Below are 23,688 nucleotides of genomic sequence, written 5' to 3'. Positions count from 1 at the left end.
GGACGGGAGAGGGGGCGACGGACTCTGTCCCGGAGTCGCGTCTCACAAAGCTGCCGAACCGACAAGCACTCCGGGTGGCTGCGTCACCAGGCCACTGGAGTCGGCGGGGAGTGTGTCCCGCTCACATGAGATTAACCGGCGAGTAACGAGCGCGCCAGCCCCGAGTCGCTGTGCGCCGGCTCACACTCACCGTGGCCGCCGATACCCTCAGGGTCATGGACGAGGAGTTCCGGTCGCTGACCGGCCGGCTGGCGGACGAGGCGGGGGAGTCGGCGGCGTACCGCAGACTGCTCGCCACCGACGACGACGAGGAACTGGCCCAGGTCCTCGTCGAACGGGAGCGACCGCTCTGGGCGCGTGAGATCGCCGCGTTCCGGCTCGGCTGCGGCGGGGACCGACGGGCCTTCGAGGCGCTGGTCCTGCTGCTCAACCACCGCGACCCGGAGCGCTGCGTCTCCGCGGCCCACGCCCTGGTGCGCCTGGGCGACCCCCGCACCCCGCGTGCCGCCGCCGCGCTCGCGACGAACACCCTGCGCACCGCGTACGCCCTGCACCCGGTCCGTCTGCTCACCGCCCTGCGGGCCCCCGAGTCCGTCCCGGCGCTGATCAGCACCCTGGAGCGGCTGCTGGGGCCGGACGAGCCGCACTGGCGGGTCGCGCTGGCCTGTGTGGAGGGTCTGGGGCAGCTCGGCGACGCGCAGGCCCGCCCGGTCCTGGAGGCGGCACTGCCGCACCCCAGGCTGGCCGGAGCGGCGGAGCGGGCGATCAGCCGGCTGCCGTCCCCGCGCGTGTCCGGCGATTGAGGACGCAGCAGCGGCCGGGCGGGTCCGGCTCCCTTCGCCGGACCCGGCCCCGGTTCCCGCAGAGGCTGTCGGGCTACCTCTGATCGGGCGGTCGAAGGTAGCCCGAAAGCCTCTCAGCCGTGGAAGCCGAGCAGCCCGTGCAACGTGCCGCCCTTGCTGTCCGCGCGCTTCGCCGACTTCGCCGCCTCGGCGGTCAGCGGCTTCGGGTCGGGCGACGTCCCGCACACCGCATCCACGTCGGCGAGGCTGCCGTCGCCGCGAGGGACGGTGCCCTTGGCGAGATAGTCCGTCAGATATTTGTCCAGGCATGCGTTGCCGCTCAGCGTGACACCGTGGTTGCCGCCGCCCTGCTCGACGACCAGGCTGGAGCCGCGGAGCCGTCGGTGCAGGGTGACCCCGCCCGCGTACGGTGTGGCCGCGTCCTCCGTGGCCTGGAAGAGCAGCACCGGCGGGAGCGCGTGGTTCGAGACCCGCACCGGATTCAGCGGCTCCACCGGCCAGTAGGCGCACGGTGCGTTGTACCAGGTGTTGCTCCAGGTGTAGAAGGGCGCTTTGGCGTGCACCTTCCAGCTGTCGTTGCGCCAGGTGTTCCAGCTCAGCGGCCACCGGGAGTCGCGGCACTGCACGGCCAGGTACACGGAGTAGCCGTTGTCGCCCTTCGCGTCGACGGCACCGAGCCGGTCGTACGCGGCGACGAGCGCGTCCTGGTCCTTGTGGTTCACGTACGCGGCGAACGCGTCGGCCAGATAGGGCCAGTACCCGTTGTAGTAGCCGCCCGGCAGGAAGGTGTTCTCCAGCTCGCTCGGGCCGACCTTCTTGCCCGCGGGCTGTTTCCGCACCGCGTCGCGCATCCGGTACCAGGCCGCCTCGACCCTCGCCGGGTCGTTGCCTAGCCGGTACGTCTCGTCGTGCTTCGCCACCCATGCGGCGAACGCCTTCTGGCGGGCGTCGAACGCGTAGTTCTGGCCGATGTTGTCCTTGTACCAGACCCCTTCCGGGTCGACGTTCGAGTCGAGCACCAGCCGCCGCACCCGCTGCGGGAACAGCTTCGCGTACACCGCGCCCAGGTACGTACCGTACGAGTACCCGAAGTAGTTGATCTTCGGGGCGCCGGTGGCCTGCCGGATCACATCGAGGTCCTTGGCGGCGCTGATCGTGTCCATGTACGGCAGCAGGTCGGGATACTTCCTGCCGCACTCCGCGGCGAAGTTGCGCGCCCGGTCGCGGTGGGTGAGCTCGTCGGCGACGGTCTGCGGCACCGAGTCGGGTCGCGGCGGCTTGAAGTACTTGGGTACGCAGTCCAGCGCCGGGGAGCTCTTCCCGACCCCGCGCGGGTCGAACCCGATCACGTCGTACTGCGCGGCGACGTCTGTCGGGAGCGAGGAGGCCACGAACCCGGCCATGGTGAGCCCGCTGCCGCCGGGACCCCCGGGGTTGACGAACAGCGGGCCCTGCGAGGTCTTCGCGGTGTGCGGGATCCGGGACAGGGCGAGGGTGATCCGTCGGCCCGACGGGTCGTCATGATTGAGCGGCGTACTGACCTTTGAGCACTGCAGTTTCGGATACGCCTTGGTGCCGCAGCCGGTCCAGCGGAGTTGCACGGCATGCGGTGCGACACCGGTGGCGGCCGCCGGGGACGGCACGGCGGTCACCAGACCGGCGACCGTCGCGCCGACGGCGATCAGAATTCCTGAACGATTCGTCATATGGCCTCCCGTGGTGGAGGGAATGCGGCTGCGTGTGGCACAGCCCCCGCCGCATGCTCCCCACATTCGGACACGGAAGGACATGATCGGGTAAGAGTTGACCCGTTTGCCGGTGGTGACGGAGGCTCAGAACAGGGTCAGCCGGGTGGACCCGGGACCGTCCGCCGTCGGCGATCGCGCGGACCGTGGCCCGCAGCTGGTCCGGCCGGTCACCGAGGAACGGGATGGCGGGTGCCATCAGCACACCGCAGTCGATGCCGTTCTCGCTCAGGGTGCGCACGACGCCCAGCTGGCGCTCGGGGGGCGGGGCGCCGGGCTCCACCGTGCGCCACAGCTCCGGATCGACGAAGCCGACCGAGACGGAGATGCCGACCCCGGTGACTTCCGCGGCCTGCGTGAGCAGCTCCGGATCGCGCAGGATCAGCGTGCCCGTGGTCAGGATCGAGAACGGGTTCGCGTGATCACGCAGAGCCGCGATGATGCCGGGCATCAGCAGGTAGCGGTCCTCCGAAGGTGATCCCCCCGGAATTCAGGGGGTGTCGAAGGTGCGCGTGGACATCGCGTCCGCGACGAAGAGCGTGCCCGTCCCGGCCTCGCGGGTGTTCTCGGCCGGATTGTCCGAGCGCATGGACGCCTTCGCGGTAGCACTGGAGAGAGAATGGAACACTTGTTCCGGTGGTCGTTTTTTCCCCTTCGTTCCGGCCCGGATTTTGAGCGGCGTGCCGGAGGTGATTGGCTCAGCACACCCCCGAACAACCGAGTGCTGGAGGAACAGCCATGGCGCAGGTCGAGGCCACGACAGAGCGGATCATCGCGGCGGACGCGGAGACGGTGTTCGACGCGCTGGCCGACTACCAGGAGGTCCGGGGCAAGGTCCTGCCCGGCCACTTCAGCGAGTACGAGGTCCTCGAGGGCGGTGACGGCGAAGGTACCCTCGTCCACTGGAAGCTCCAGGCGACCAGCAAGCGGGTCCGCGACTGCCTGCTCGACGTGACCGAGCCGACCGACGGGCAGCTCATCGAGAAGGACCGCAACTCGTCGATGGTCACCACGTGGACCGTCACCCCGGCCGGTGAGGGCCGGTCCAAGGCCGTCGTCTCGACCGTCTGGAACGGCGCGGGCGGCATCGGTGGATTCTTCGAGAGGACCTTTGCGCCCAAGGGCCTTGGGCGCATCTACGACGAGCTGCTGCAGAACCTCGCGACCGAGGTCGAGAAGTAGCCTCATGTATCCCTGCCCGGCCTCACCGGTTCGGGTGGTTTTCCCGGCCGGTCGGTTGTGCGCCGTAGTGGCTCCCACCGGGGGATAAGCCCCCCGAGGCGCCGTCAGCGCCCCCCGTTGCGTTTGCCCTCCCTTGTCGCGCAATGCGAGAAATGGGCGGCGCAGATGCGACGAGGGGAGCGGCACGTGGCGGGTGGAATCACTCTGGTGAAGGACGAGCCGGACGGTGCGGAGGGCGACGTCGAGGCGGCGATCGCGGATCCGCACGGTGCTCGGACCGCCGCCCTGCCCGGTGCGGAGACTCCGCCCTCGCCGCCACCGGGTCCCGACGCCGCGGAGATCAGCCCCCGCCGGATCCGGCTGGTCTTCCTCGGGCTGATGCTCACCCTGCTGCTCGCGGCGCTCGACCAGATGATCGTCGCCACCGCGCTGCCGAAGATCGTCGGTGAGCTGCACGGCCTGGAGAAGATGTCCTGGGCCGTCACCGCCTATCTCCTCGCTTCCACCATCGGGCTGCCGATCTACGGCAAGCTCGGCGATCTCTTCGGCCGCAAGAGCGTCTTCCAGTTCGCCATCGTCGTCTTCGTCGTCGGCTCCGCGCTGGCCGGCTGGTCCCGGAACATGGACGAGCTGATCGCCTTCCGCGCCGTCCAGGGCATCGGCGGCGGCGGGCTCATGATCGGGGTCCAGGCGATCATCGCGGACGTCGTACCGCCCCGCGAGCGCGGCCGTTTCATGGGGCTGATCGGCGCCGCCTTCGGTCTCGCGTCCGTCGCCGGACCGCTGCTCGGCGGCTTCTTCACCGACCACGCGTCCTGGCGCTGGTGCTTCTACATCAACGTCCCGTTCGGACTGGTCACGCTGGCCGTCATCACCGTCGTACTGAAACTTCCCAAACCCGACGTCCGGCCCCGGCTCGATGTGCTCGGCGCGCTGCTGCTGGCCGCCGCCTCCACCTGCGTGGTGCTGCTGACCAGTTGGGGCGGTACGGAGTACGCCTGGGGCTCGCGCACCATCCTCGGGCTGGCCGCCGGGGCCGCCGGAACGACTCTGCTCTTCCTGGCCGTCGAGCGCCGTGCGCCCGAACCCGTGATCCCGCTGAGGCTGTTCCGCGACTCGATCTTCAACGTGACCGCGCTCGTCGGCGCGGTCGTCGGCGTCGCCCTGTTCGGCGCCGCCAGCTATCTGCCGACGTTCCTGCAGATGGTCGACGGCGCCACCGCCACCGAATCCGGGCTGCTGATGCTCCCGATGATGGGCGGCATCGTCGGCGCGTCCGTCGTCTCCGGCCAGCTGATCTCCCGTACCGGCCGCTACCGCGTCTACCCGATCCTCGGCAGTGCGATCTCGGTCGTCGGCATGTGGCTGCTCTCCCGTCTCGAAACCGACACCCCACGCCTCGAATACAGCATCGCGCAGGCCGTCCTCGGCATCGGGATCGGCCTGATCATGCCGGTGCTCGTCCTTGCCGTGCAGAACTCCGTACCACCCGCCGACCTCGGCACCGCCACCAGCGCGAACAACTACTTCCGGCAGATCGGCGGCAGCGTCGGCGCCGCCGTCTTCGGGACGCTCTTCGCGGGCCGTCTCGCCGACGCCCTCGCCGTCCGCCTCCCGTCCGGCGCCGACCTCCCCGACCCCGAGTCGATCACCCCGCAGCTGGTCCACGCCATGGAGCCGGCCCTCCGCGACAGCTACATCCAGGCGTACGCCGACGCGATGCCGCGCATCTTCCTCTACCTCGTGCCGGTGCTCGCACTCGGCCTCGTCATCGCCTTCTTCCTCAAGGAGAAACCGCTGGTGTCCCACCACAGCCCCGAATCCGCAGCCGCCGAGTCCGCCACCCCCATCCCCGCCGCCCGCACCACCCACGCCCCTCCACCGCCCGTCCACCTGTCGGGCGTCCCGGTGTGCGGCTGCGTCCAGCACGCCGACGGTACGAAGGTCCCACGCGCCGCCCTCACCCTGATCGACATCCAGGGGAAGCAGGTCGGCCGCGGCGCGAGCGGCGACGACGGGCGGTACGCGCTGAGCGTGCCCGGCTCCGGTTCGTACGTCCTCATCGCGGCGGCCGGAGGGCACCAGCCGCAGGCCGTCAGCGTCACCGTCGGCGAGCGGCCCGTCGAGCTCGACGTGGTGCTCGGCGGTGCGGGCCGGCTGGCCGGGACCGTCGTCACGGCCGACGGGATCCCGGTGCGGGACGCCGCCGTCACGCTCACCGATGTGCGCGGCGAGGTCGTAGCGTCCACCCGCAGCGGTCGTGAAGGCGGCTATGTGATCTCGGAGTTGGTGGCCGGAGAGTACACCCTCGCCGCCAGCGCCCCCGCCTTCCGGCCCGCCGCGCTGCCGGTCAGTGTGCAAGCGGCCAGGGAGACCCGGCAGGACATCGAACTGGCCGGCGGCGCGGTGCTGCGCGGCGTCGTACGGGCGAGCGGCGGACGGCCCGTCGAGGACGCCCGGGTCACGCTCCTGGACGCGGCGGGCAATGTGGTTGACACGCTGACCACCGGGCCCGACGGCGCATTCCGGTTCGTGGACCTGTCCAGCGGTGAGTACACGGTGATCGCGGCCGGGTATCCGCCGGTGGCCACCGTCCTCCAGGTCGCGGGTGGCGGACGGACCGAACGCGACCTCCAACTGGGCCACGAGGACTGACCGTTCCGAGGAACGACGGGCCGGCCGGAGGCGTCACCGGCCGGCCCGGCACCGCGGCGGGGCCGTTCCGTGCGCGGCCGGTTGCGCCGGGCTCACCACCCCCCGGGGGGCGATTGGGTCGATAACCGGCGGGCGCCGGACGCGGACCGTACCGTGGAGTCACGAACTGTTCGGATACCGAATGGGAATCGCTCAGTCCGCTGATACCGCGATCCGGGACGGGCCGACCGCGTCCGGACGCGACCGCATGATGCTGAACGGGATCGTGTGGAAGTTCCGCACCCGGGTGCCTGGCGGGACGTGCCCGATCGGTACGGCTCCTGGGCCACCTTGCACACCCGGTTCCGGCGCTGGGCCAAGGACGGCACATTCGACGGCGAGTGGCCGACCGGCTTCGGCCTGGCCCGGCGCCACGCGACGAACATGCTGCTCGCGGGCCACCGCGTTGAGGTCCTCGACCTCCCTGTCGAGCAGGGGCACCCCGCGCAGTCCGCTGTCGGACGCGAAGTACAGCCGCATGCCGCGCGTCAGCCCGGACGCGGGCTCGCCCGCGCCTATCACTCCGGTCGGCTGGACGCCGCAGCCCATGAGGGCGATCCCCAGCGCGGCGACCACGATCCCCTGCCGGACCTTCACTCCGTCCCCTCTCCTGTACGTCGCAGGGGCAGCCGCAGCCTGAACACCGCGACGCGCTGCGGTCCATCGGCCCCGTCGGCCACGTCGATCGTGCCGCCGTGCAGCCGCGCGTTCTCCAGCGCGATCGCCGTGCCGAGGCCGCTGCCCTGTCCGCTGTCGTCGGCCGCGCCACGCGTGCGGGCCGCGTCCGCCTTGTAGAACCGGTCGAAGACCACGGACGCCTCGGTGGAGGACGTACGGGCCATCCTGGCCCGCACCTTCAGTCCCGGCAACGAGGGGAGCGTCAAGGTCTCCCGCCCCTCGGACGCGCTGCCCGCCAAGGCCGCCACCGACGAGGGACTGACGACCCTGATGCTCGGCCTGGGCGCGGTGGCCCTCCTGGTCGGCGGTGTGGGCGTCGCCAACACCATGGTCATCTCCGTCCTGGAGCGCCCCCAGGAGATCGGCCTGCGCCGCTCGCTGGGCGCGACCCGCAATGCGATCCGGCTCCAGTTCCTGACCGAGTCGCTGCTGCTGTCGGCGCTGGGCGGGGCGACGGGCGCGCTGCTGGGCGCGGCGGCGACGTCGTCGGCCTGGCGGATCCAGCCGCGCAGAGCGTCCGGGTGCACGCCCAGAGCGCCGGCCAGCCGCTTGAATTGCGGCTTCGGATCAGCGGTCCGGTACATCCGCGCCGCACGGTCACGCAACTCAACATCTGACCTGCTGTCAGCTCTCTCCGCATCTCGGGGGAAGCTCAGAGCGGCAGACGGTTCACGAGTCACCCGGCCCGGCGTCCTGCGGCACACTACGAGCAGCCAACACGACCGCGTCCCGCTACCCCCATACAAGTCGGCGGTTCTCTCGTTGCTGCCGTGCTCGCCGGCCAGATGAACCCGCGGCCCGGCCAGACCGACCACCTGCCACCGCTGGCCTCGCGGTTCAAGAGCTCGGGAACAGGGGCCCGCCCGCCATGAGGCCACCGTCGGCCAGGAGGATGTGTCCGGTGACGTAGCTCGCCTTGTCCGAACCCAGGAACTGGACGGCCTCGGCGATCTCCTCCGGGGTACCCGCCCGGTGCATGGGCAGCACCGAATCGACCGCGGCGCGAGCCGTGTCGTCGCCGGTGAACCGCTCGTACATAGCGGTCCGGGTGTAGCCGGGCGCGACCGCGTTGACCCGGATACCGTGAGCGGCGCCTTCGAGTGCGGCCGCCTTGGTGATGCCGACGACGGCGTGCTTGCTCCCGACGTACAAGGTCGCCCCGGGATAACCCATCAGGCCGAAGTTGGAGCTGACGTTGACGATGCTGCCGCCGCCCTGTTTCCTCATGACCCGGAACTCGTGCTTCAGGCACAGCAGCGTTCCCTTGACGTTGGTGTCGAAGGTGGCCTGGTAAGCCTCGTCGGTGATCTCGGTGACAGGGCCGGGTGTTCCCTCGGTGCCGGCGTTGTTGAAGGCGACATCGATCCGCCCGAACCGCACGACCGCACGGTCGACGAGGTCTTTTACGTCGGCGTCGAAGCGGACGTCGGCACGCACGAACTCGGCCGGGGCGCCGAGGTCGGAGAGCTCCCCGGCAAGCTGCTCGCCGACGTCCTCCCGGCGGCCGGAGACCACAAGGTTCGCGCCTTGACGGGCGTAAGCGAAGGCGGTGGCGCGGCCGATTCCGGTGAGCGCGCCCGTGATGAGGACAACGGGATCAGACACGTCGAGGGTCCTTTCTTCAACCACCCAGGTGAACGACGGGCAAGCGGTTCGGAACCCGCACGACACCGGGTTCCTCTTCGGGCCGGGACGTATCCCCCGGTACGCCCGCGAGGAGGGTGTCCCAGCCGGAGGGCAGCCGTATCGGGCCCGACCGCCGCATCCATCGAACGGCGGCACTCCATGACCCGTATGGCCCGCGGACGACGACCGGGACAGACAACCCGCAGGCGGTCACGCGGCGGGAGGGGATCCATGGCTTCGGACGGAAGCTGCCATGGGGCGCGGATCGGGGAAACGGTCCGCACGCTGGAGCCCGCTCGCGGGGCATTCCTCCGAGCTATAGCTTCAAGTTGTCATCAAAATTGACTATCAAGTTTGGTGACCAATGGCGCTGTGGCTCAACCACCAAAGGAGCGGAAGATGAGCGAGCGCAGCAAGTTCCTTGAGTCGATCACTCGGGAGAACGCCGCCGTGGTGCTGGTCGACCACCAGGTGGGCCTTCTGTCCGGCGTCCGGGACATCCCGGTCGGCGAGCTGAAGCACAACGTGGTGGCGCTGGCACGGGCGGCGACCGTGCTGGGCATCCCGCTGGTCGCCACCACCACCGCGGCCGACAGCATGTGGGGGCCGACCATCCCCGAGCTGGTCCAGGCGCTGCCCGCCGGACAGAAGATCATCGACCGCAGTACGGTCAACGCCTGGCACGACGTCCGGGTCCGCGAGGCCATCGAGGCCGCCGGGCGACAGAAGCTGATCTTGGCCGGGGTGTCCCTGGAGGTGTGCGCGGCACTGCCCGCGATCTCCGCGACGGCAGCCGGGTACGACGCGTACGTCGCCGTGGACGCTTCCGGCACCTTCAGCCAGGCCAAGCGGGAGGCCGGACTGCTGCGCATGCAGCAGGCGGGCGTCATCGTCAGCGACTACGCCACCTTCATGGTCGAGGCCCTGGCCGACAACGCGCTCCCCGAGGCCGGTGATCTTTACGCCGCCCTCGACATGCCGTTCGCCGTCCTGGTCGGCCAGATCTCCGCGGCCTACCAGGCATAGAGGCCCACCGGCCGACCGGTCGTCGGCGGCCGTGCCCCCGGCGCCTTCCCGCGTCGGAGGCGCGGCGGCTGCGACTGCCTCCGCCCGGAGGCGAAGCCATCGACATCCTCGAACCCGGGTCCCATCGCAAGCGAATGCAGCGTCACCGCCCCCGACAAACCAAGGACGCCCAGCTGCGGTCCGGGCCGACCGAGGTCACCGGCTTCGCCTTCGCCGGGGACGATAGAATCGTGGAACGCGTGGATGTCTCCGCCGACCACGGCGTCACCTGGGCCCACGCCGACCCGCCGGAGAACCCCTGGACGTGGCAGCACTGGCGCGCCACGCTTACCCTGCCCCCGGGCGAGGCCGAGCTCATCGCCCGCGCCTGGGACTCCACGGCGGCCGTGTAGCCCGAATCCCTGGCGACCGTCTGGAACCCCAGGGGGTACGCCAACAACGCTGCGGCTCACCTCCACGTCACATGCCGTCCCTGACCCGGACGCCTCGGTCGAACGACTCAGTGCCTGTGTTCAAACCCAGTCCGCACTGTCAGGAGCGGACGCCATACTTGAGCCCGAGGGGTGCTGCACCGCAACGGATAGCTCGAACACAGCGGGGAGAGGCGGTCCGTCGTCGTCTACTCCGCCCGGAGAGGGTCGGAGGGATCCGGCGCCGCGTCGTCCGTGTGGCCAGCGCCGAGGGCTCGTCGCGGGCTCGGCGGCGCTGCGGGGTGGGCTCCGAGGACTCCGCGGGCTCGCAACTCGCCGAGGTCTGGCAGATGGACGCCGGGCAGTGCGTCGAGAAGGTCGGCCTGGGCGGCGCGGATGCTCTGCGCGGGAGCCTCGGGGCCGGTGCCAAGAGTGCGGCGGGTGGTCACGGTGATCATCGTAGGGGCGGCCCTTGGCCGGAGCGTAGCCGGAAGCCTGGTGCCGTACGGTGGGCACATCGCCAGGCTCACTTGAGCTACGAGCCGTCCGGCAGGTGGTTACGGCCTCTTCCACCCCGCCGGGGATCGGCAAGGCCGAGGCCGGCCGGGGGTCATTGGCCCTCTGGATTCCTTCCCGTACGCGGCGATCCACTCGCGGTGGGCGCGCAGCAGTGCACTCTGCCGCTCGGCGGCAGGCTGCCAGCCGGTGCCGCGCGTCACGACTGCGCTTTTGCCCGGGCGAGCTTCTTCAGCGCCATCCAGGCCGCCGGCGTTCCGGCCGCAGTCTGCCAGTACGGGTGTCCGGCGATGCGCCGGGACAGCTCCTGCAGGCGTCGCCGGTGAGTGGCGGTGTCGTGAGCGGGCGAGGTGTCGGCGAGCTCCTGGTACGTGGCGTACCAGGCGGTCTGAGCCCCTGACCTCTCGCAGCGAAGGTTGAGTGTTCTCACCGAAGGTTGAGCACCGAGTCGCGCGAGACCGAACGGATGGGAGTCGGGTGGAGCCTCGTCTACATCAGACCGTCTCTCAGGACACGATCGAGCGCTGCCCGGCCTGCGGGTCCCCATGTCGGCCTGCCGCCGGGAAGGCCCCGGTCTCCGTTCTGGCCCATCAGCATGAGGAACAGGCTTTTCAGAGCAGCCAGCCCGCGGGAAGGACCACCCATGCGGCCGCGAGGTCCCACGCCGGATCGCCGGCGAACATGTCACCGAAGTCGATCACGCCCGAGAGCGTCCCGTCCGCGACGACGACATTTGCGGGATGAAGGTCACCGTGCACCCATACCGGCGGGCTCTCCCACTCGGGGGCCGCTACGGCATCGTCCCAGACGGCCCGGACGTCGTCGGCAATGCCGCTGGGTGCAACGGCTTGAAAGAAGTGGTCGAAGCCGTCCGCGCACTTCTTGGGGTGAGCGCCGCGGTCCGAACTGGTCGGCGCTTCAGCGGGCGCCTCCACGTGGAGCGCCCTGAGGAAGCCCGCCAGGGTGTCGGCCGCGTGGTCGCCGCGGCTGATTGAGGTGTAGTCCAGTGGCTCGCCGGGAACCCACGTCATGATGGTCCAGGGCTTCGGGAAGCGCGCAGACGGTTCACCGATCCGCACAGGGTTCGGGACCTGGAGCGGCAGGCGCGGGGCCAGGACGGGCAGCCAACGGCACTCCTTGCGCTGGAGATCCGGGGCACGTTCTGTCCGCGGCATGCGCACGGCCAACTCGTCCCCAAGGCGCCACTGCTGGTTGTCCCATCCGCCCGCTACCTCGCGGATGGCCAGCCCTGCAAGGTCTGGATGCTGCTCCTGCAGCAGGTCGTGGACCAGGTCTGCGGTGATCTCGATCCCGGCGTCGGTCATGCGAAGCCACCGTACTGGGTCAGGCGGAGTGTTATGCGTGTAACGCTTTCCCCTGCCGTCTCCCCAAGAGTGCCAGGCCCCAACAGCCACTCAACCTTCGCTGAGAAAACCTCGCGGTCACCAATCTTCGCTGACAACACTCAACCTTCGCTGCGAGAGATCAGCCTCCACGAGTTCACTGGGGAAGGCGTTGGCAGCCATACCGCCGATTAGATCGCATGTTCGATTCTTGAGGCAAAGGTAGCGTGCCTGAACCTGTGAGGCGCGTGTCCTGTGCCACCGAAGTTTGATCGATGCCATTGAAGGTTGATGGTCCGTAGCGCCGGTGTTGGCGGGTGGGGGCCGGGGCGCGGCAGAATCCTGCGTCGTGAAGATCACCGCGCGCGGGCTCAACCGGGCTACCCTCGGCCGCCAACTGCTGCTCGGGCGGGAACCGTTGACCGTCCCTGACGGAGTGCGGCGCGTAGTCGCGCTTCAGGCGCAGCACCCGGCCTCGCCGTATCTCGCTCTCTGGAATCGGCTCTCCGGCTTTGCCCCGGCCGAGCTGGATGCCGCCTTCACCCGGCGCTCGGTGGTCAAGGCGACCTTGATGCGGATCATCTTGCACGCTGTGAACGCCGAGGACTACGAGGTGTTCCGTGTGGCGATGCAGCCGGTCCTGTATGGCTCTCGCCTCGGGCCTCGCTTCGCTGCCGGGAGGCGCACGCCGACGGACGCCGAGGAGATGATGCCGGAGCTGCTGGCCTTCGCCGCCCGCCCGCGGACCGCGGCCGAGATGCAGGTATGGGTCGAGGAGCGGCTCGGCGCCGAGAAGAAGGACGGGGCGTGGTGGGGGCTGAAGGCGTACGCGCCGCTGCACCATGCCCCGGCGGGCGCGCCGTGGTCGTTCGGTGCCAAAGCGTCCTTCGTCGCGGCCGGGACCGGGCCCGTACCCACGGAGCGGCTGGCGGAGCCGGATGCGCTGCGGCCCCTGGGCCTGCGCCATCTCGCGGGGTTCGGGCCCGCGTCGGTGGCGGACGTCGCGCAGTTCACCATGGTGCAGCGGGCACCTGTCCGTGCGGCCCTCCGCGCCCTGGACGGCGCCCTCGAGCAGCTCCAAGGGCCGGACGGCGTCACGCTGTACGACGTGCCAGGTGCCCCCCGGCCGCCCGCGGACACCCACGCTCCGCCCCGGCTCATGGCGATGTGGGACAGCATTCTGCTGGCCTATGCCGATCGCAGCCGGGTGATACCCCCCGCCTACCGCTCTCTGGTGATCCGGAACAACGGCGACGTACTGCCCACCCTGCTGGTGGACGGTCATGTCGCCGGCGTGTGGCGGCCGGTGGAGGGTGGCATCGAGGCCGCCGCGTTCCACCCCCTCCCGCCCGCTGTCTGGGACGGACTCGCCACAGAGGCCCAGTCCCTGACGACGCTGCTCGCAGACCGCGAAGCGACGGTCTACAGCCGCTATCACCACTGGTGGGCCAAGCTCCCCGAGGCCGAGGTACGGCTGCTGCCAACACTGCGATAATCAGCGGTTTTGTCGCTCACACTTCCATGGCACACGCTCAGTACCTGATTCTCGTCTGGGAGGTTGTCAGCAGTTGATCGTCAACGTTAGGGTTGCTTCCTGGATCAAGCGCCTGGGGGGGGCGGATGAGGCGGGGACGTCTACTGCGTATGTCGGCCTGTGCTGGGCTGGTTGCGGTCGTCGTCGCAGCGACGGGCTGCACGAGCCGTTCGCAGGAGTCATCCAGCGACGATATGGCGCCTAAAGCGCGGACGTATTTGTCGAAGGCGCTGAGCATCATGGAAGAGCACTCTCTTCTCCGGCGCCAGGTCGACTGGGCGGCCGTGCGGAGCAAGGCGTTCACGCAGGCACACGGTGCGCGGAAGCCGGCGGACACCTACGGGGCAATCGGCTCGGCATTGCAGACTATTGGCGATGGGCACAGCGCCTTCTGGGAGCCGTGGCAGGCCAAGGAGAACCTGGGATCCTCCGCGGTCTTTCTCGATGGCCTGCGGGGCCGTTCACTGAAAAACGGCATCGGGTACATATCTCTCCCCGGACTGCAGGGATCTCAGAAGACGTACGACAAGTACGTACGCCAGGGCCGAGATGCCGTGGCGAAGGCAGACCGGACCGCATCCTGCGGCTGGGTGGTGGATCTGCGTTCGAATACGGGCGGCAACATGTGGCCGATGCTGGCCGTCGTAGGGCCCATCCTGGGCGATGGCCAGGTCGGCATGTTCGTGGATGCCGACGGCAAGAAGTCCGTCTGGTCGATCAAGCACGGTGCCCCGTACGTAGACGGGAAGTCGAAGGGCTGGGGCGACGGCCAGCCCGTCGCCCGGAGCATGCCACCGGTCGCGGTCTTGACTGGTGAGCAGACAGCCAGTGCGGGTGAAGCGGTCGTGGTGGCCTTCCGAGGGCGTCCGGACACCCGATTCTTCGGCGAGCGGACCAACGGCGTCCCCACGGCGAACAAGGCGTACCGCCTGCCTGACGGAGCCATGCTGATCTTGACGGAAGGCAAAAACGCGGACCGTACGGGCCGTACCTACGATGCAGCGATCCCACCGGATGAAGAGATCGTCAAGGACCCGCGCCCAGTGGCACGCAACCGGGACGAAGTTCTGGAGGCAGCCCAGAGTTGGCTCCTCCAGCAGAACGCCTGCCGACAACCGTGAACTGCTCAGCCACTCACTGGCACTGTCTGAACCGGCTGGCCGGGTTCGGCGGTCCGGAGACTGATCAGGCGGCTTCTGGCATCACGTAGCCGTGACCGACGTCGCGGCGTTCGGCTGGACGGGTCTTGCGGCGGGTGAGCCGTCGGGTCATGAGTGTGATTGCGGCCCATGTGATCAATGATTCGCTCATCTCGGGCAGGCGTTCGTGGTCGCGGCAGTGCACGCCTTGACGGCGCTGGCCGGCGGGCCAGCGGTGGGCGGCGAACCGGTAGCTGCGGACGGTGCTCAGCGACAGCCCCAGGTCGTCGGCGTAGATCTGTAACGAGACGTCGACGCCGAACAGGTCCTCGCCGGGGGCCGGGTGGGCGCCGCCGATCTGCTGCATCGGCTCGATCTCCAGCGCGTGGTCCCCGATGGTGAACTGGATGCGCTGCATCTGTCCGACCAGTTCCCGGTCGGCGGCGATGATCTGCTCGTAGCGCTCGCGGGTGACATGACCGATCGTGGCGGTGGGCATGGTGGCCACCATCCCTCGCGGTCGGGGCCCGGCGGACCGGCCCGCCGGCGACAAGCCCCGGCCCTTCCGTCAGATTCCGCCCAGCGGCAGATCGTTCGCCCACCATGGCTGGAAATGGGGGAAATTGAAGACTCCGGCCGTTGCCTCGGCTCGTGAACTGTTCGCTCAAGCGTCAGCCGGACGCTTCAGCGAACGCTGCCCTGCGGCGGCTCCAGGCCTTTTTCCGGCAACGCGGCGAGCAGTACACCGCGTTGCTGCGATGATCCACCCCGGCCACCCACACGGCCCTGCACTCTGGGCACACCCTGCGGCCCTCGCCCCGTTCAAGTGCCGCCACCCGCAGCCGCAGCCGCCGTATCCGGCGCCACAGCCTGCAACGACACACCCCCGAGCAGTACACCGCCCGGGGCACGGCCCGTGGCCCCAGTCATGCGCCGCACCCGGGACAGCGCCGATCGAGACCAGGCCCGTTGGCCCCAGACACGCCGTCAGCCTAGACCCGCCCAAAGATCGAAAGGGAGGTTGAGACACAGGCTCGTGAGATCGGCGTGTTTCGGCCCCGGTGACGGAGGAGGGGAGACGGTTGGCCAGCAAAGATGCTTGTATGGGGGCGCCGAGTTGGGTGCCTGCTTAATGGCCTTCAGGAACTGATGTCAGCAACTGGTGCCACGACCGGCCCAGATAGTCCCTGACCTGTAAGAAGACGGACTCATCATGAAGATTCTGATCAGCGCGGACATGGAAGGCGCCACCGGCGTGACCTGGCCGGCCGATGTACTGCCGGGCACCCCCCAGTGGGAGCGGTGCCGTTCCATGTTCACCTCCGATGTGAACGCGGCGGCCCTCGGCTTCTACGACGGGGGCGCCGACGAGGTGCTGATCAACGAGGCCCACTGGTCCATGCGCAACCTGCTGCTGGAGCGGCTCGACGAGCGGGTCCAGATGCTCACCGGGAAGCACAAGTCCCTCAGCATGGTGGAGGGCATCCAGCACGGTGACGTCGACGCGATCGCCTTCGTCGGCTACCACACGGGAGCCGGTACGGAGGGCGTGCTCGCCCACACATACCTGGCCAACTCCATCACCGGCGTCTGGCTGAACGGGGTCCGCGCCAGCGAGGGACTGCTCAACGCGCATGTCGCCGCGGAGTACGGCGTGCCCATCGTCCTCGTCACCGGCGACGACCTGACCTGCGTGGACGCCGGCGGATACGCCCCCGCCGCCCGCAAGGTCGCGGTGAAGGACTACGTGTCGCGGTACGCCGCGGTGTGCCGGACCCCCGCTCGTACCGCGGCCGATATCCGCGCGGCCGCCAAGGAGGCCACCTCGCTCGCCGGGCGCCTCGAACCGGTGCGGGGCGGCCCGTTCACGGTGGAGCTGGAGTTCGATGCCGAGCATCTGGCCGCAGCGGCCACCGTTGTTCCCGGCGTGGTGCCCAGTGGCGAGCGGCGCGTCGCCTACACCAGCGCGACGATGTACGAAGGTATTCGCACGTTCAAGGCGGTGACGACGATCGTGTCGTCCGCCGTGGAGGAACAGTATGGCTGAGGCGACCACCCCCCAGGACTCCGTCGACGACCTGGCACTCGACGAATCCGTGACGTTCACGTCCGAACTGATCCGGATCGACACGACCAACCGGGGCGGCGGCGACTGCCGGGAGCGCCCGGCCGCCGAGTACGTCGCCGAACGGCTGGCCGCGGCCGGACTGGACGCGCAGCTCCTCGAACGCACCCCGGGCCGCACCAACGTGGTCGCCAGGATCGAGGGCACCGATCGGTCCGCCGACGCGCTCCTCGTCCACGGGCATCTCGACGTCGTGCCCGCCGAGGCCGACGACTGGACCGTGCACCCCTTCTCCGGGGAGGTCCGCGACGGTGTCGTCTGGGGCCGCGGCGCCATCGACATGAAGAACATGGACGCGATGGTCCTCGCCGTCGTCCGGGCCTGGGCCCGGGCCGGCATCCGGCCCCGCCGGGACATCGTGATCGCGTACACCGCCGACGAGGAGGCCAGCGCGGAGGACGGCTCCGGCTTCCTTGCCGACCGGCACCCCGAACTCTTCGAAGGGTGCACGGAGGGCATCAGTGAATCCGGCGCCTTCACCTTCCACGCCGGACCGGGGATGCCGCTCTACCCCATCGCCGCCGGCGAGCGCGGGACCGGATGGCTGAAGCTCACCGCCCACGGCAAGGCCGGGCACGGCTCGAAGGTCAACAGGGCGAACGCGGTCACCGCACTCGCCGCGGCCGTCGCCCGGATCGGCACGCACGAATGGCCGGTACGGCTCACCCCGACCGTACGCGCCGCCCTCATCGAGATCGCCGCCCTGCACGGCATCCGCGCCGATGTCGACGCCCCCGGGTTCGACGTGGACGAACTGCTCGGAAAGCTCGGACCGGCCGCTGCCCTGGTCGAGCCGACCGTCAGGAACAGCTCCAACCCGACGATGCTCGAAGCCGGGTACAAGGTCAACGTGATCCCCGGCCGTGCCCTCGCCTACATCGACGGCCGGACGGTGCCCGGTGGCGAGGACGAGTTCCACGCCACCCTGGACCGGCTGACCGGACCGGGCGTCGACTGGGAGTTCCACCACCGCGAGGTCGCTCTGCAGGCGCCGGTCGACTCACCGACGTACGCGAAGCTGCGCGCCGCAGTCGAACGCTTCGACCCGGACGGCCATGTCGTGCCGTACTGCATGTCGGGCGGCACGGACGCCAAGCAGTTCTCCCGGCTCGGCATCACCGGCTACGGCTTCTCACCGCTGAAGCTCCCGGTCGGCTTCGACTACCAGGCGCTCTTCCACGGCGTCGACGAACGCGTGCCCGTCGAGGCACTGCACTTCGGCGTCCGTGTACTCGACCACTATCTGCGCACGGCCTGACCCGTACGGGGGGATTGAACATGGTGTCCACAGGGGCCTACGGAACATGGCCGTCTCCGATCGACGCACGGCTGGCAGCCTCGCACGACGGCCGCCCGGAGTACGTCGGCGCGGTCGGCGACGAGGTGTGGTGGACGGAGCCGCGCCCGGCCGAGGCGGGCCGCCGCGCCCTGGTCCGCCGCCGGGCGGACGGGACCACCGAATCCGTGCTGCCCGTTCCGTGGAACGTACGCAGCCGCGTCATCGAGTACGGCGGACTGCCCTGGGCCGGGGCCGGGCGCGCCGACGCCGGACCGCTGATCGTCTTCGTGAACTTCACCGACCAGCGGCTGTACGCGTACGCGCCCGACGGGCCCGACGAACCATGGCCGCTCACCCCGGTCTCGGCCATCGGCGGCGGACTGCGCTGGGTCGACCCGCAGCTGCGCCTCGACCGGGGCGCGCGGGGCGAAGTGTGGTGCGTCCTGGAGGAGTTCACCGGCGAGGCACCCACCGATGTGCGCCGGGTGATCGCCGCCGTACCGCTGGACGGATCGGCGGCCGACGACCGCGGCGCGGTACGCGAACTCTCCGACGGCCGGCACCGCTTCGTGACCGGGCCGAAGCTGTCGCCCGACGGGCGGCGTGTGGCGTGGATCGCCTGGGACCATCCGCGGATGCCGTGGGACGGCACCGAGGTGATGCTCGCCGACGTCACCGACGACGACACGTTCCGCAGCGCCCGGAGCTTCGGCGGCGGCCCCGGGGAATCGGTGCCGCAGGTCGAATGGACCACCGACGGACAACTCCTCTTCGCGAGCGACCGCAGCGGCTGGTGGAACCTGTACCGCGCCGATCCGCACCGGGGCGCGGTGGCGCTCTGCACACGGGAGCAGGAGTTCGCAGGGCCGCTCTGGAAGATCGGGCTCAGCTGGTTCCGCCCGCTGGAGAACGGTCTGATCGCCACCATCCACGGCAAGGGCACCACCACCCTCGGCATCCTCGACCCGGAGACCGGCGAACTCGCCGACGCCGCCGGGCCCTGGACCGAGTGGGCCGAGACGCTCGCCGTTCACGGCAGCCGGATCGTCGGCGTCGCCGCGGGTCCGCGGAGCGCGTACGAGGTGGTGGAGCTGGACACCGCGACGGGCCGCACCCGGATCATCGGCGCGCAGCACCGCGACGCGGTAGACCCGGCGTACTACCCCGCACCGCAGAACCGCACCTTCACCGGGCCCGAAGGCCGCGACATCCACGCCCACATCTATCCGCCCCGCAACCCCGAACGGGAGGGTCACGAAGGCGAGTTGCCGCCCTATGTCGTGTGGGCGCACGGTGGTCCCACCGGGCATGCCGCGCTCGTCCTCGACCTGGAGATCGCCTACTTCACCTCGCGCGGCATCGGCGTCGCCGAGGTCAACTACGGCGGCTCCACCGGTTACGGCAGGGCCTACCGCAACCGGCTGCGCGAACAGTGGGGCATCGTCGACGTGGAGGACTGCGCCGCCGTCGCCCGGGCGCTGGCAGCCGAGGGAACGGCCGACCCGGACCGGCTCGCCATCCGCGGCGGCAGCGCCGGCGGCTGGACCACCGCCGCCTCGCTGACCAGCACCGACGTCTACGCCTGCGGCACCGTCAGCTATCCGATCCTCGACCTGACCGGCTGGGGCACCGACGAGACCCATGACTTCGAGTCGCAGTACCTGGAGTCCCTGATCGGCCCGCTCGCCGAGGTCCCGGACCGCTACCGCGCGCGGTCGCCGATCAACCGCACCGACCGGCTGACCACCCCGTTCCTGCTGCTCCAGGGGCTGGACGACGTGATCTGCCCACCGGTCCAGTGCGAGCGGTTCCTGACCGCCATCGAAGGGCGCGGCATCCCACACGCGTATCTCACGTTCGAGGGGGAGAGCCATGGATTCCGGCGTGCCGACACCGTGATCGCCGCACTGGAGGCCGAACTCTCCCTCTACGCCCAGACCTTCGGCATCTACCGCCCCGACGTGCCACAACTGGAGCTGAAGAAGTGACGCTGACTCCTCTGACCCGCGCCGCCCGCCTGCGACCGGGTGCCAGGGTCGCCGTCGTGTCGCCCAGCGGTCCGGTGCCGGACGACCGCCTCGAGGCGGGTCTGGACGTGCTGCGCGGCTGGGGCCTGGAGCCCGTCGAGATGCCCCATGTCCGCGATCTGCACCCGGAGCTGGGCTATCTCGCCGGTACGGACGAGGCGCGCGCCCGCGACCTCGAGCAGGCGTGGTGCGACCCGTCGTTCGACGCGGTGCTGTGCGCCCGCGGCGGGTACGGGGCGCACCGCATGGTCGACCTGGTCGACTGGGCGGCGATGCGCACGGCCGGGCCCAAGGTGTTCGTCGGCTACAGCGACATCACCGTGCTGCATGAGGCATTCGCCCAGCGCATGGGGCTCTCGACGCTGCACGGACCGATGGTCGCCACGGAGACCTTCCTCAAGGACCCGGACACCCAGGAGTCGCTGCGGGCCACCCTGTTCGAGCCGGAGTCGGTGCGGACCCTGGGCCTTCGCACGGCCGGGGTGCTGGCGCCCGGCCGGGCCCGCGGCATCACGTACGGCGGCTGTGTGAGCCTGCTCGCCGCCGACATCGGCACTCCGCACGCCCGGACGTCCGCCCGGGGCGGACTGCTGATGATCGAGGACACGACGGAGGATCCGTACCGCCTCGACCGCATCTTCACTCAACTGCTGCGGGCCGGGGCGCTGTCCGGGATAGCCGGGGTCGCCTGCGGTTCCTGGCAGGGCTGCGAACCGTACGAGGAGGTGCGTGCGGTCCTGGCCGACCGGCTCGGCGGGCTGGGCGTGCCCGTCGTCGAGGAGCTGGGCTTCGGCCACGGCCCGACGGCGCTGACGATTCCGCTCGGCGTGCCCGCGGTGCTGGACGCGCCGGAGGACGGCGGTCCGGGCACGCTCACGGTCGAGGTGCCCGCGCTGATCTGAACGCTGGGTCCCGCCGGTACGGGTGCCCGACGTCACCCGGCCGTTCACCGTGCAGCTGCCGGGCATCGTGCACCGGTACGAGGCGGGGCACCGGCTCGAATTCGTGATCGCGGCCAGCGGCAGCGCGTATTTCGGGAACCGCGGCATCAAGCCGGTCACGGTCGTCAGCAGCCCGCAGAACACCGGCGTGCTGGAGCTGCCGGTGGTCGCAGGACGGGTGAACTGACCCGGAGCGGAGCGTCACCTGTACGGCCCCACGTCACCGCCCCCCGGGTGCGGGATGGAGGCATCCTGGAGTCGGGGGCGGTGGCGTACCAGGACCAGGGAAGGGGCCCAGCCATGAGCCCGAAGGATGTATCGAGCGGCGGCAAGGGCAGCGTGGGACCGTTCTCGCCGTCCCGCATCATTGCCCTCGTCATCGCGGTCCTGTCGATCGTCTTCATCGCGGAGAACACCGGCGAGGTCACCATCCGTCTGGTGATCCCGCTGGTGACGCTGCCCATGTACGTGGTGCTGCTCGCGATGTTCGCGGCCGGCATGGCGTGCGGCGGCTATCTTTTCCGCCGTCGGCCCAAGTGAGCCCGATGCGCTGTCTACGCTGTCCGGATGTCTGACAACGTCTACCTGGACGAGGGCCCGCACGTGGGGATCCGCCCCTTCACCTTCGCGGACGCCGAGGAGTTCACCGGCCGGGCCCGGGAGAGCGGTGGCCTGCACCGCCCGTGGCTGTTCCCGCCCGACGACGCGCGTGCGTACGCCGCTTACGCGGGCCGGCTGATCGAGGACCCCACAAAGGCGGGCTTCCTCGTCTGCGAACGCACAGCCGTCGACGACGGGAACGGAAACGCGGCCGGAAGCGGCCCCATCGCAGGTTTCATCAACATCAACAACATCGTCGGCGGCGCCTTCCGCTGCGGCGCGCTGGGATACGGGGCGTTCGCCCATGCGGCCGGGCGCGGCCTGATGAGCGAGGGCCTCGACCTGGTCCTGCGGCACGCCTTCGGACCGCTCGCCCTGCACCGCCTGGAAGCGAACATCCAGCCCGGCAACAAGGGCTCGATCGCCCTCGTGCGCCGGGCGGGCTTCCGCCTCGAAGGCCTCTCCCCGGACTTCCTCTTCATCGACGGGGCGTGGCGGGACCATCAACGGTGGGCGATCACGTCGGAGATGCTCGCGCCGGGTCCCTGATCCGGAAGAAGGCCCCAGGGCGTGTCCCGTCCTGATCTGCCGGACACGCCTCAGGCAGGCACGGTTCCCCCGAGCGCCGCGGACACCACGGCGCCGGGCTCCGGCCCGGACTGCACGACCACGGCTCCGTCGGGACCCCAGACACCGGAACCGCCGGACGTCTCCGGATACGTACCACTGGCCCCCGCCGAGGTGGCCAGCACCACCCACACCCCGTGAGCGAGCGCCCGCTCCCTCATGTGCCCGTCGCGCCGGGCCGCCGAATCGGGGCCCGCGCCGTAGAGCGTGCCGGCCACATACGCGTCGATGCCCAGCGCGGCGGTCTCGGCCGCGTGCTCCGGGACGGCCGCGTCGTAACACACCGCAAGGCCCAGCCGCACGCCGTCGATCACCAGGACTTCCGGTTTCTCGCCCGGGGCGAAACGGTCGAACTCCTCGCCGTGCAGCCACATCTTCCGGTAGACGACCCGCACGCCCTCTCCCGTGACGGCCAGCACGGCGATGTACTCACGCCCGTCCGCCTCGCGTACCGGGGCCCCGACCAGGGCGGTCGCTCCGGTGGAACGGCACGCGGAGACGATCGGCCGGAGACGCGCGTCGTCGGGCGAGACGGCCGGGGCGGCGAGGTCGTAGCCCGTCAGTGACAGCTCCGGGAAGACGACCAACCGAGCCCTCACGTCTCTGATCGCCTCGGCATGGGCTGCGGCGTTCGCGGCGACGTCGAGGTGCTCACAGACGGGCTGGGCGACGGCGACGGTGAGTGGTGCGGGCATGTGCTGCTCCGAATCGGTCGGCTGCTCGGGCGGCGGAGCTGTCCCGAGGTGGCCGCCCCTCGACATACTCGCAGCTCACCGGCGGTCGCACCGTACCCGGGGGCCGGGACCGGGCCGAATCGAGAGGATCACGAGACGCTGCTCGGCACGGAAACGGAGGGGGGAAGCACTGTGGCTCAGCCGGTTCGCGAGGCTCCTGGGGTTCGGCGCACGCCCGTCACCCGGGCCGATGGCTCATGGTGGGGGCTGCTGCTGGACGTCCATGAGACCACGGCGTCGGCCCGGCCCGCCTCAGGGGGCTGTCGGTGGGCGCCCGCGCTCGTCTTCGGTCCTCCGGTGCGTGAGCAGGTCGCCCGGCTGGCAGTCGAGGACCTCGCAGATGCGGGTCAGCGTGGTGAAGCGGATCGCGCGGGCCCGGCCGTTCTTCAGGATGGACAGGTTCACGTTCGTCACGCCGACCCGGGAGGCGAGCTCCGCGAGGGTCATGCCGCGCTCGCTGAGCATGCGGTCGAGATGGACCTCGATCGCGTGGCCGTCGTTGTCGTCCGGCGTCATCACACCGTCCCTTCCAGATCCTCCCGCATGGCCACCGCGGCGCGCATGATGCGGGCGAACGTGAGGATGCCCAGAGCTGTGAATGACCAGCACCTTTCACCGGCGACGCAACGAAGTAGCGCTGCTGAATTCGATGTTCGCGT

Annotated in this window: 21 protein-coding genes and 5 pseudogenes; 16 read left to right on the top strand and 10 right to left on the bottom strand. The window is 70.1% G+C overall.

Translation table 11 applies throughout. The features are described from left to right. Positions 1–215: 215 nt before the first annotated feature. The gene (locus OH809_RS07640) at positions 216–803 is read left to right on the top strand and encodes an adenylosuccinate lyase (RefSeq protein WP_406423124.1); all 588 of its coding nucleotides are present in this window, start codon (positions 216–218) and stop codon (positions 801–803) included. 113 nt (positions 804–916) lie between these two features. Here the strand turns inward: OH809_RS07640 and OH809_RS07635 are convergent, their stop codons facing one another. The 3 genes and pseudogenes from OH809_RS07635 to OH809_RS07625 all read right to left on the bottom strand — a co-directional run bounded on the left by OH809_RS07635 (position 917) and on the right by OH809_RS07625 (position 3,176). Beyond that, positions 917–2,509 carry an alpha/beta hydrolase gene (locus OH809_RS07635; RefSeq protein WP_406514951.1) on the bottom strand — a complete coding sequence of 531 codons (1,593 nt, stop codon included), beginning with the start codon at positions 2,507–2,509 and terminating at the stop codon, positions 917–919. Between the two features lie 118 nt (positions 2,510–2,627). Further along, positions 2,628–3,020, bottom strand: a pseudogene (locus OH809_RS07630) (radical SAM protein); the annotation flags it as partial. An 18-nt stretch (positions 3,021–3,038) separates the two neighbouring features. Then, positions 3,039–3,176, bottom strand: a complete 138-nt coding sequence (locus OH809_RS07625; protein ID WP_406423126.1) for a hypothetical protein — start codon at positions 3,174–3,176, stop codon at positions 3,039–3,041. A 110-nt stretch (positions 3,177–3,286) separates the two neighbouring features. Between OH809_RS07625 and OH809_RS07620 the strand changes: the two genes are divergently transcribed. From OH809_RS07620 to OH809_RS07605, 4 genes and pseudogenes are all read left to right on the top strand, one after another. Then, entirely contained in the window at positions 3,287–3,730 is a 444-nt protein-coding gene (locus OH809_RS07620) for an SRPBCC family protein (protein ID WP_406423127.1), read from the top strand. A gap of 186 nt (positions 3,731–3,916) precedes the next feature. Next, positions 3,917–6,385 carry an MFS transporter gene (locus tag OH809_RS07615; RefSeq protein WP_406514950.1) on the top strand — a complete coding sequence of 823 codons (2,469 nt, stop codon included), beginning with the start codon at positions 3,917–3,919 and terminating at the stop codon, positions 6,383–6,385. 267 nt (positions 6,386–6,652) lie between these two features. Beyond that, complete coding sequence (locus tag OH809_RS07610) at positions 6,653–7,219, top strand: transposase (protein WP_406514949.1); 567 nt, start codon at positions 6,653–6,655, stop codon at positions 7,217–7,219. A 9-nt stretch (positions 7,220–7,228) separates the two neighbouring features. Next, positions 7,229–7,606, top strand: a pseudogene (locus OH809_RS07605) (ABC transporter permease); the annotation flags it as partial. Positions 7,607–7,939: 333 nt separating this feature from the next. Here OH809_RS07605 and OH809_RS07600 read toward each other — a convergent pair. Then, a complete protein-coding gene (locus OH809_RS07600; protein WP_406423129.1) occupies positions 7,940–8,707 on the bottom strand; it encodes an SDR family NAD(P)-dependent oxidoreductase in 768 nt (255 codons plus the stop codon). Positions 8,708–9,127: 420 nt separating this feature from the next. Here OH809_RS07600 and OH809_RS07595 point away from each other — a divergent pair, with 420 nt between their 5' ends. Together OH809_RS07595 and OH809_RS07590 are read left to right on the top strand one after the other, a co-directional pair. Next, on the top strand, positions 9,128–9,754 hold the full coding sequence (locus tag OH809_RS07595) for an isochorismatase family protein (RefSeq protein ID WP_406514948.1): 627 nt from the start codon (positions 9,128–9,130) through the stop codon (positions 9,752–9,754). Positions 9,755–9,888: 134 nt separating this feature from the next. Next, complete coding sequence (locus OH809_RS07590; RefSeq protein WP_406423131.1) at positions 9,889–10,146, top strand: hypothetical protein; 258 nt, start codon at positions 9,889–9,891, stop codon at positions 10,144–10,146. 227 nt (positions 10,147–10,373) lie between these two features. Here the strand turns inward: OH809_RS07590 and OH809_RS07585 are convergent, their stop codons facing one another. The 3 genes and pseudogenes from OH809_RS07585 to OH809_RS07575 all read right to left on the bottom strand — a co-directional run bounded on the left by OH809_RS07585 (position 10,374) and on the right by OH809_RS07575 (position 12,005). Continuing rightward, positions 10,374–10,613 carry a hypothetical protein gene (locus tag OH809_RS07585; protein ID WP_406423132.1) on the bottom strand — a complete coding sequence of 80 codons (240 nt, stop codon included), beginning with the start codon at positions 10,611–10,613 and terminating at the stop codon, positions 10,374–10,376. Between the two features lie 266 nt (positions 10,614–10,879). Beyond that, entirely contained in the window at positions 10,880–11,110 is a 231-nt protein-coding gene (locus tag OH809_RS07580) for a hypothetical protein (protein ID WP_406423133.1), read from the bottom strand. 59 nt (positions 11,111–11,169) lie between these two features. Further along, positions 11,170–12,005, bottom strand: a pseudogene (locus OH809_RS07575) (aminoglycoside phosphotransferase family protein). A gap of 367 nt (positions 12,006–12,372) precedes the next feature. Between OH809_RS07575 and OH809_RS07570 the strand changes: the two are divergent. Both OH809_RS07570 and OH809_RS07565 read left to right on the top strand, forming a co-directional pair. Beyond that, on the top strand, positions 12,373–13,518 hold the full coding sequence (locus OH809_RS07570; RefSeq protein ID WP_406423134.1) for a winged helix DNA-binding domain-containing protein: 1,146 nt from the start codon (positions 12,373–12,375) through the stop codon (positions 13,516–13,518). A gap of 278 nt (positions 13,519–13,796) precedes the next feature. Continuing rightward, entirely contained in the window at positions 13,797–14,678 is an 882-nt protein-coding gene (locus OH809_RS07565) for a S41 family peptidase (RefSeq protein ID WP_406514947.1), read from the top strand. A 130-nt stretch (positions 14,679–14,808) separates the two neighbouring features. Here the strand turns inward: OH809_RS07565 and OH809_RS07560 are convergent. After that, positions 14,809–14,928 (bottom strand): annotated as a pseudogene (locus tag OH809_RS07560) (IS5/IS1182 family transposase); the annotation flags it as partial. Between the two features lie 981 nt (positions 14,929–15,909). On the opposite strand from OH809_RS07560, the gene OH809_RS07555 reads away from it, so the two are divergent. The 7 genes and pseudogenes from OH809_RS07555 (at position 15,910) to OH809_RS07525 (ending at position 22,217) form a co-directional block, all read left to right on the top strand. Then, positions 15,910–16,743 carry a M55 family metallopeptidase gene (locus tag OH809_RS07555; RefSeq protein WP_406514946.1) on the top strand — a complete coding sequence of 278 codons (834 nt, stop codon included), beginning with the start codon at positions 15,910–15,912 and terminating at the stop codon, positions 16,741–16,743. Continuing rightward, the gene (locus OH809_RS07550) at positions 16,736–18,079 is read left to right on the top strand and encodes a M20/M25/M40 family metallo-hydrolase (RefSeq protein WP_406423136.1); all 1,344 of its coding nucleotides are present in this window, start codon (positions 16,736–16,738) and stop codon (positions 18,077–18,079) included. The genes OH809_RS07555 and OH809_RS07550 overlap by 8 nt, the downstream gene beginning before the upstream one ends. Positions 18,080–18,099: 20 nt before the next feature. Continuing rightward, on the top strand, positions 18,100–20,088 hold the full coding sequence (locus tag OH809_RS07545; RefSeq protein WP_406423137.1) for a prolyl oligopeptidase family serine peptidase: 1,989 nt from the start codon (positions 18,100–18,102) through the stop codon (positions 20,086–20,088). Continuing rightward, entirely contained in the window at positions 20,085–21,029 is a 945-nt protein-coding gene (locus OH809_RS07540) for an LD-carboxypeptidase (protein ID WP_406423138.1), read from the top strand. The genes OH809_RS07545 and OH809_RS07540 overlap by 4 nt, the downstream gene beginning before the upstream one ends. Position 21,030: 1 nt before the next feature. Next, a pseudogene (locus tag OH809_RS07535) lies at positions 21,031–21,255 on the top strand (peptidase S15); the annotation flags it as partial. Between the two features lie 113 nt (positions 21,256–21,368). Beyond that, positions 21,369–21,608 carry a DUF1049 domain-containing protein gene (locus OH809_RS07530; RefSeq protein ID WP_406423139.1) on the top strand — a complete coding sequence of 80 codons (240 nt, stop codon included), beginning with the start codon at positions 21,369–21,371 and terminating at the stop codon, positions 21,606–21,608. 27 nt (positions 21,609–21,635) lie between these two features. Next, a complete protein-coding gene (locus OH809_RS07525; protein WP_406423140.1) occupies positions 21,636–22,217 on the top strand; it encodes a GNAT family N-acetyltransferase in 582 nt (193 codons plus the stop codon). Between the two features lie 50 nt (positions 22,218–22,267). Here OH809_RS07525 and OH809_RS07520 read toward each other — a convergent pair whose 3' ends face one another. Next, positions 22,268–22,990, bottom strand: coding sequence for a carbon-nitrogen hydrolase family protein (locus OH809_RS07520; RefSeq protein WP_406514945.1), 723 nt, complete (start codon positions 22,988–22,990; stop codon positions 22,268–22,270). Positions 22,991–23,281: 291 nt separating this feature from the next. Then, on the bottom strand, positions 23,282–23,545 hold the full coding sequence (locus OH809_RS07515) for a helix-turn-helix domain-containing protein (RefSeq protein ID WP_406423142.1): 264 nt from the start codon (positions 23,543–23,545) through the stop codon (positions 23,282–23,284). Between the last annotated feature and the right edge of the window lie 143 nt (positions 23,546–23,688).

The organism is Streptomyces sp. NBC_00873, assembly GCF_045207415.1.
In the GTDB taxonomy this organism is placed as follows: domain Bacteria; phylum Actinomycetota; class Actinomycetes; order Streptomycetales; family Streptomycetaceae; genus Streptomyces.
This window is presented reverse-complemented; position numbering and strand designations above follow the sequence as displayed.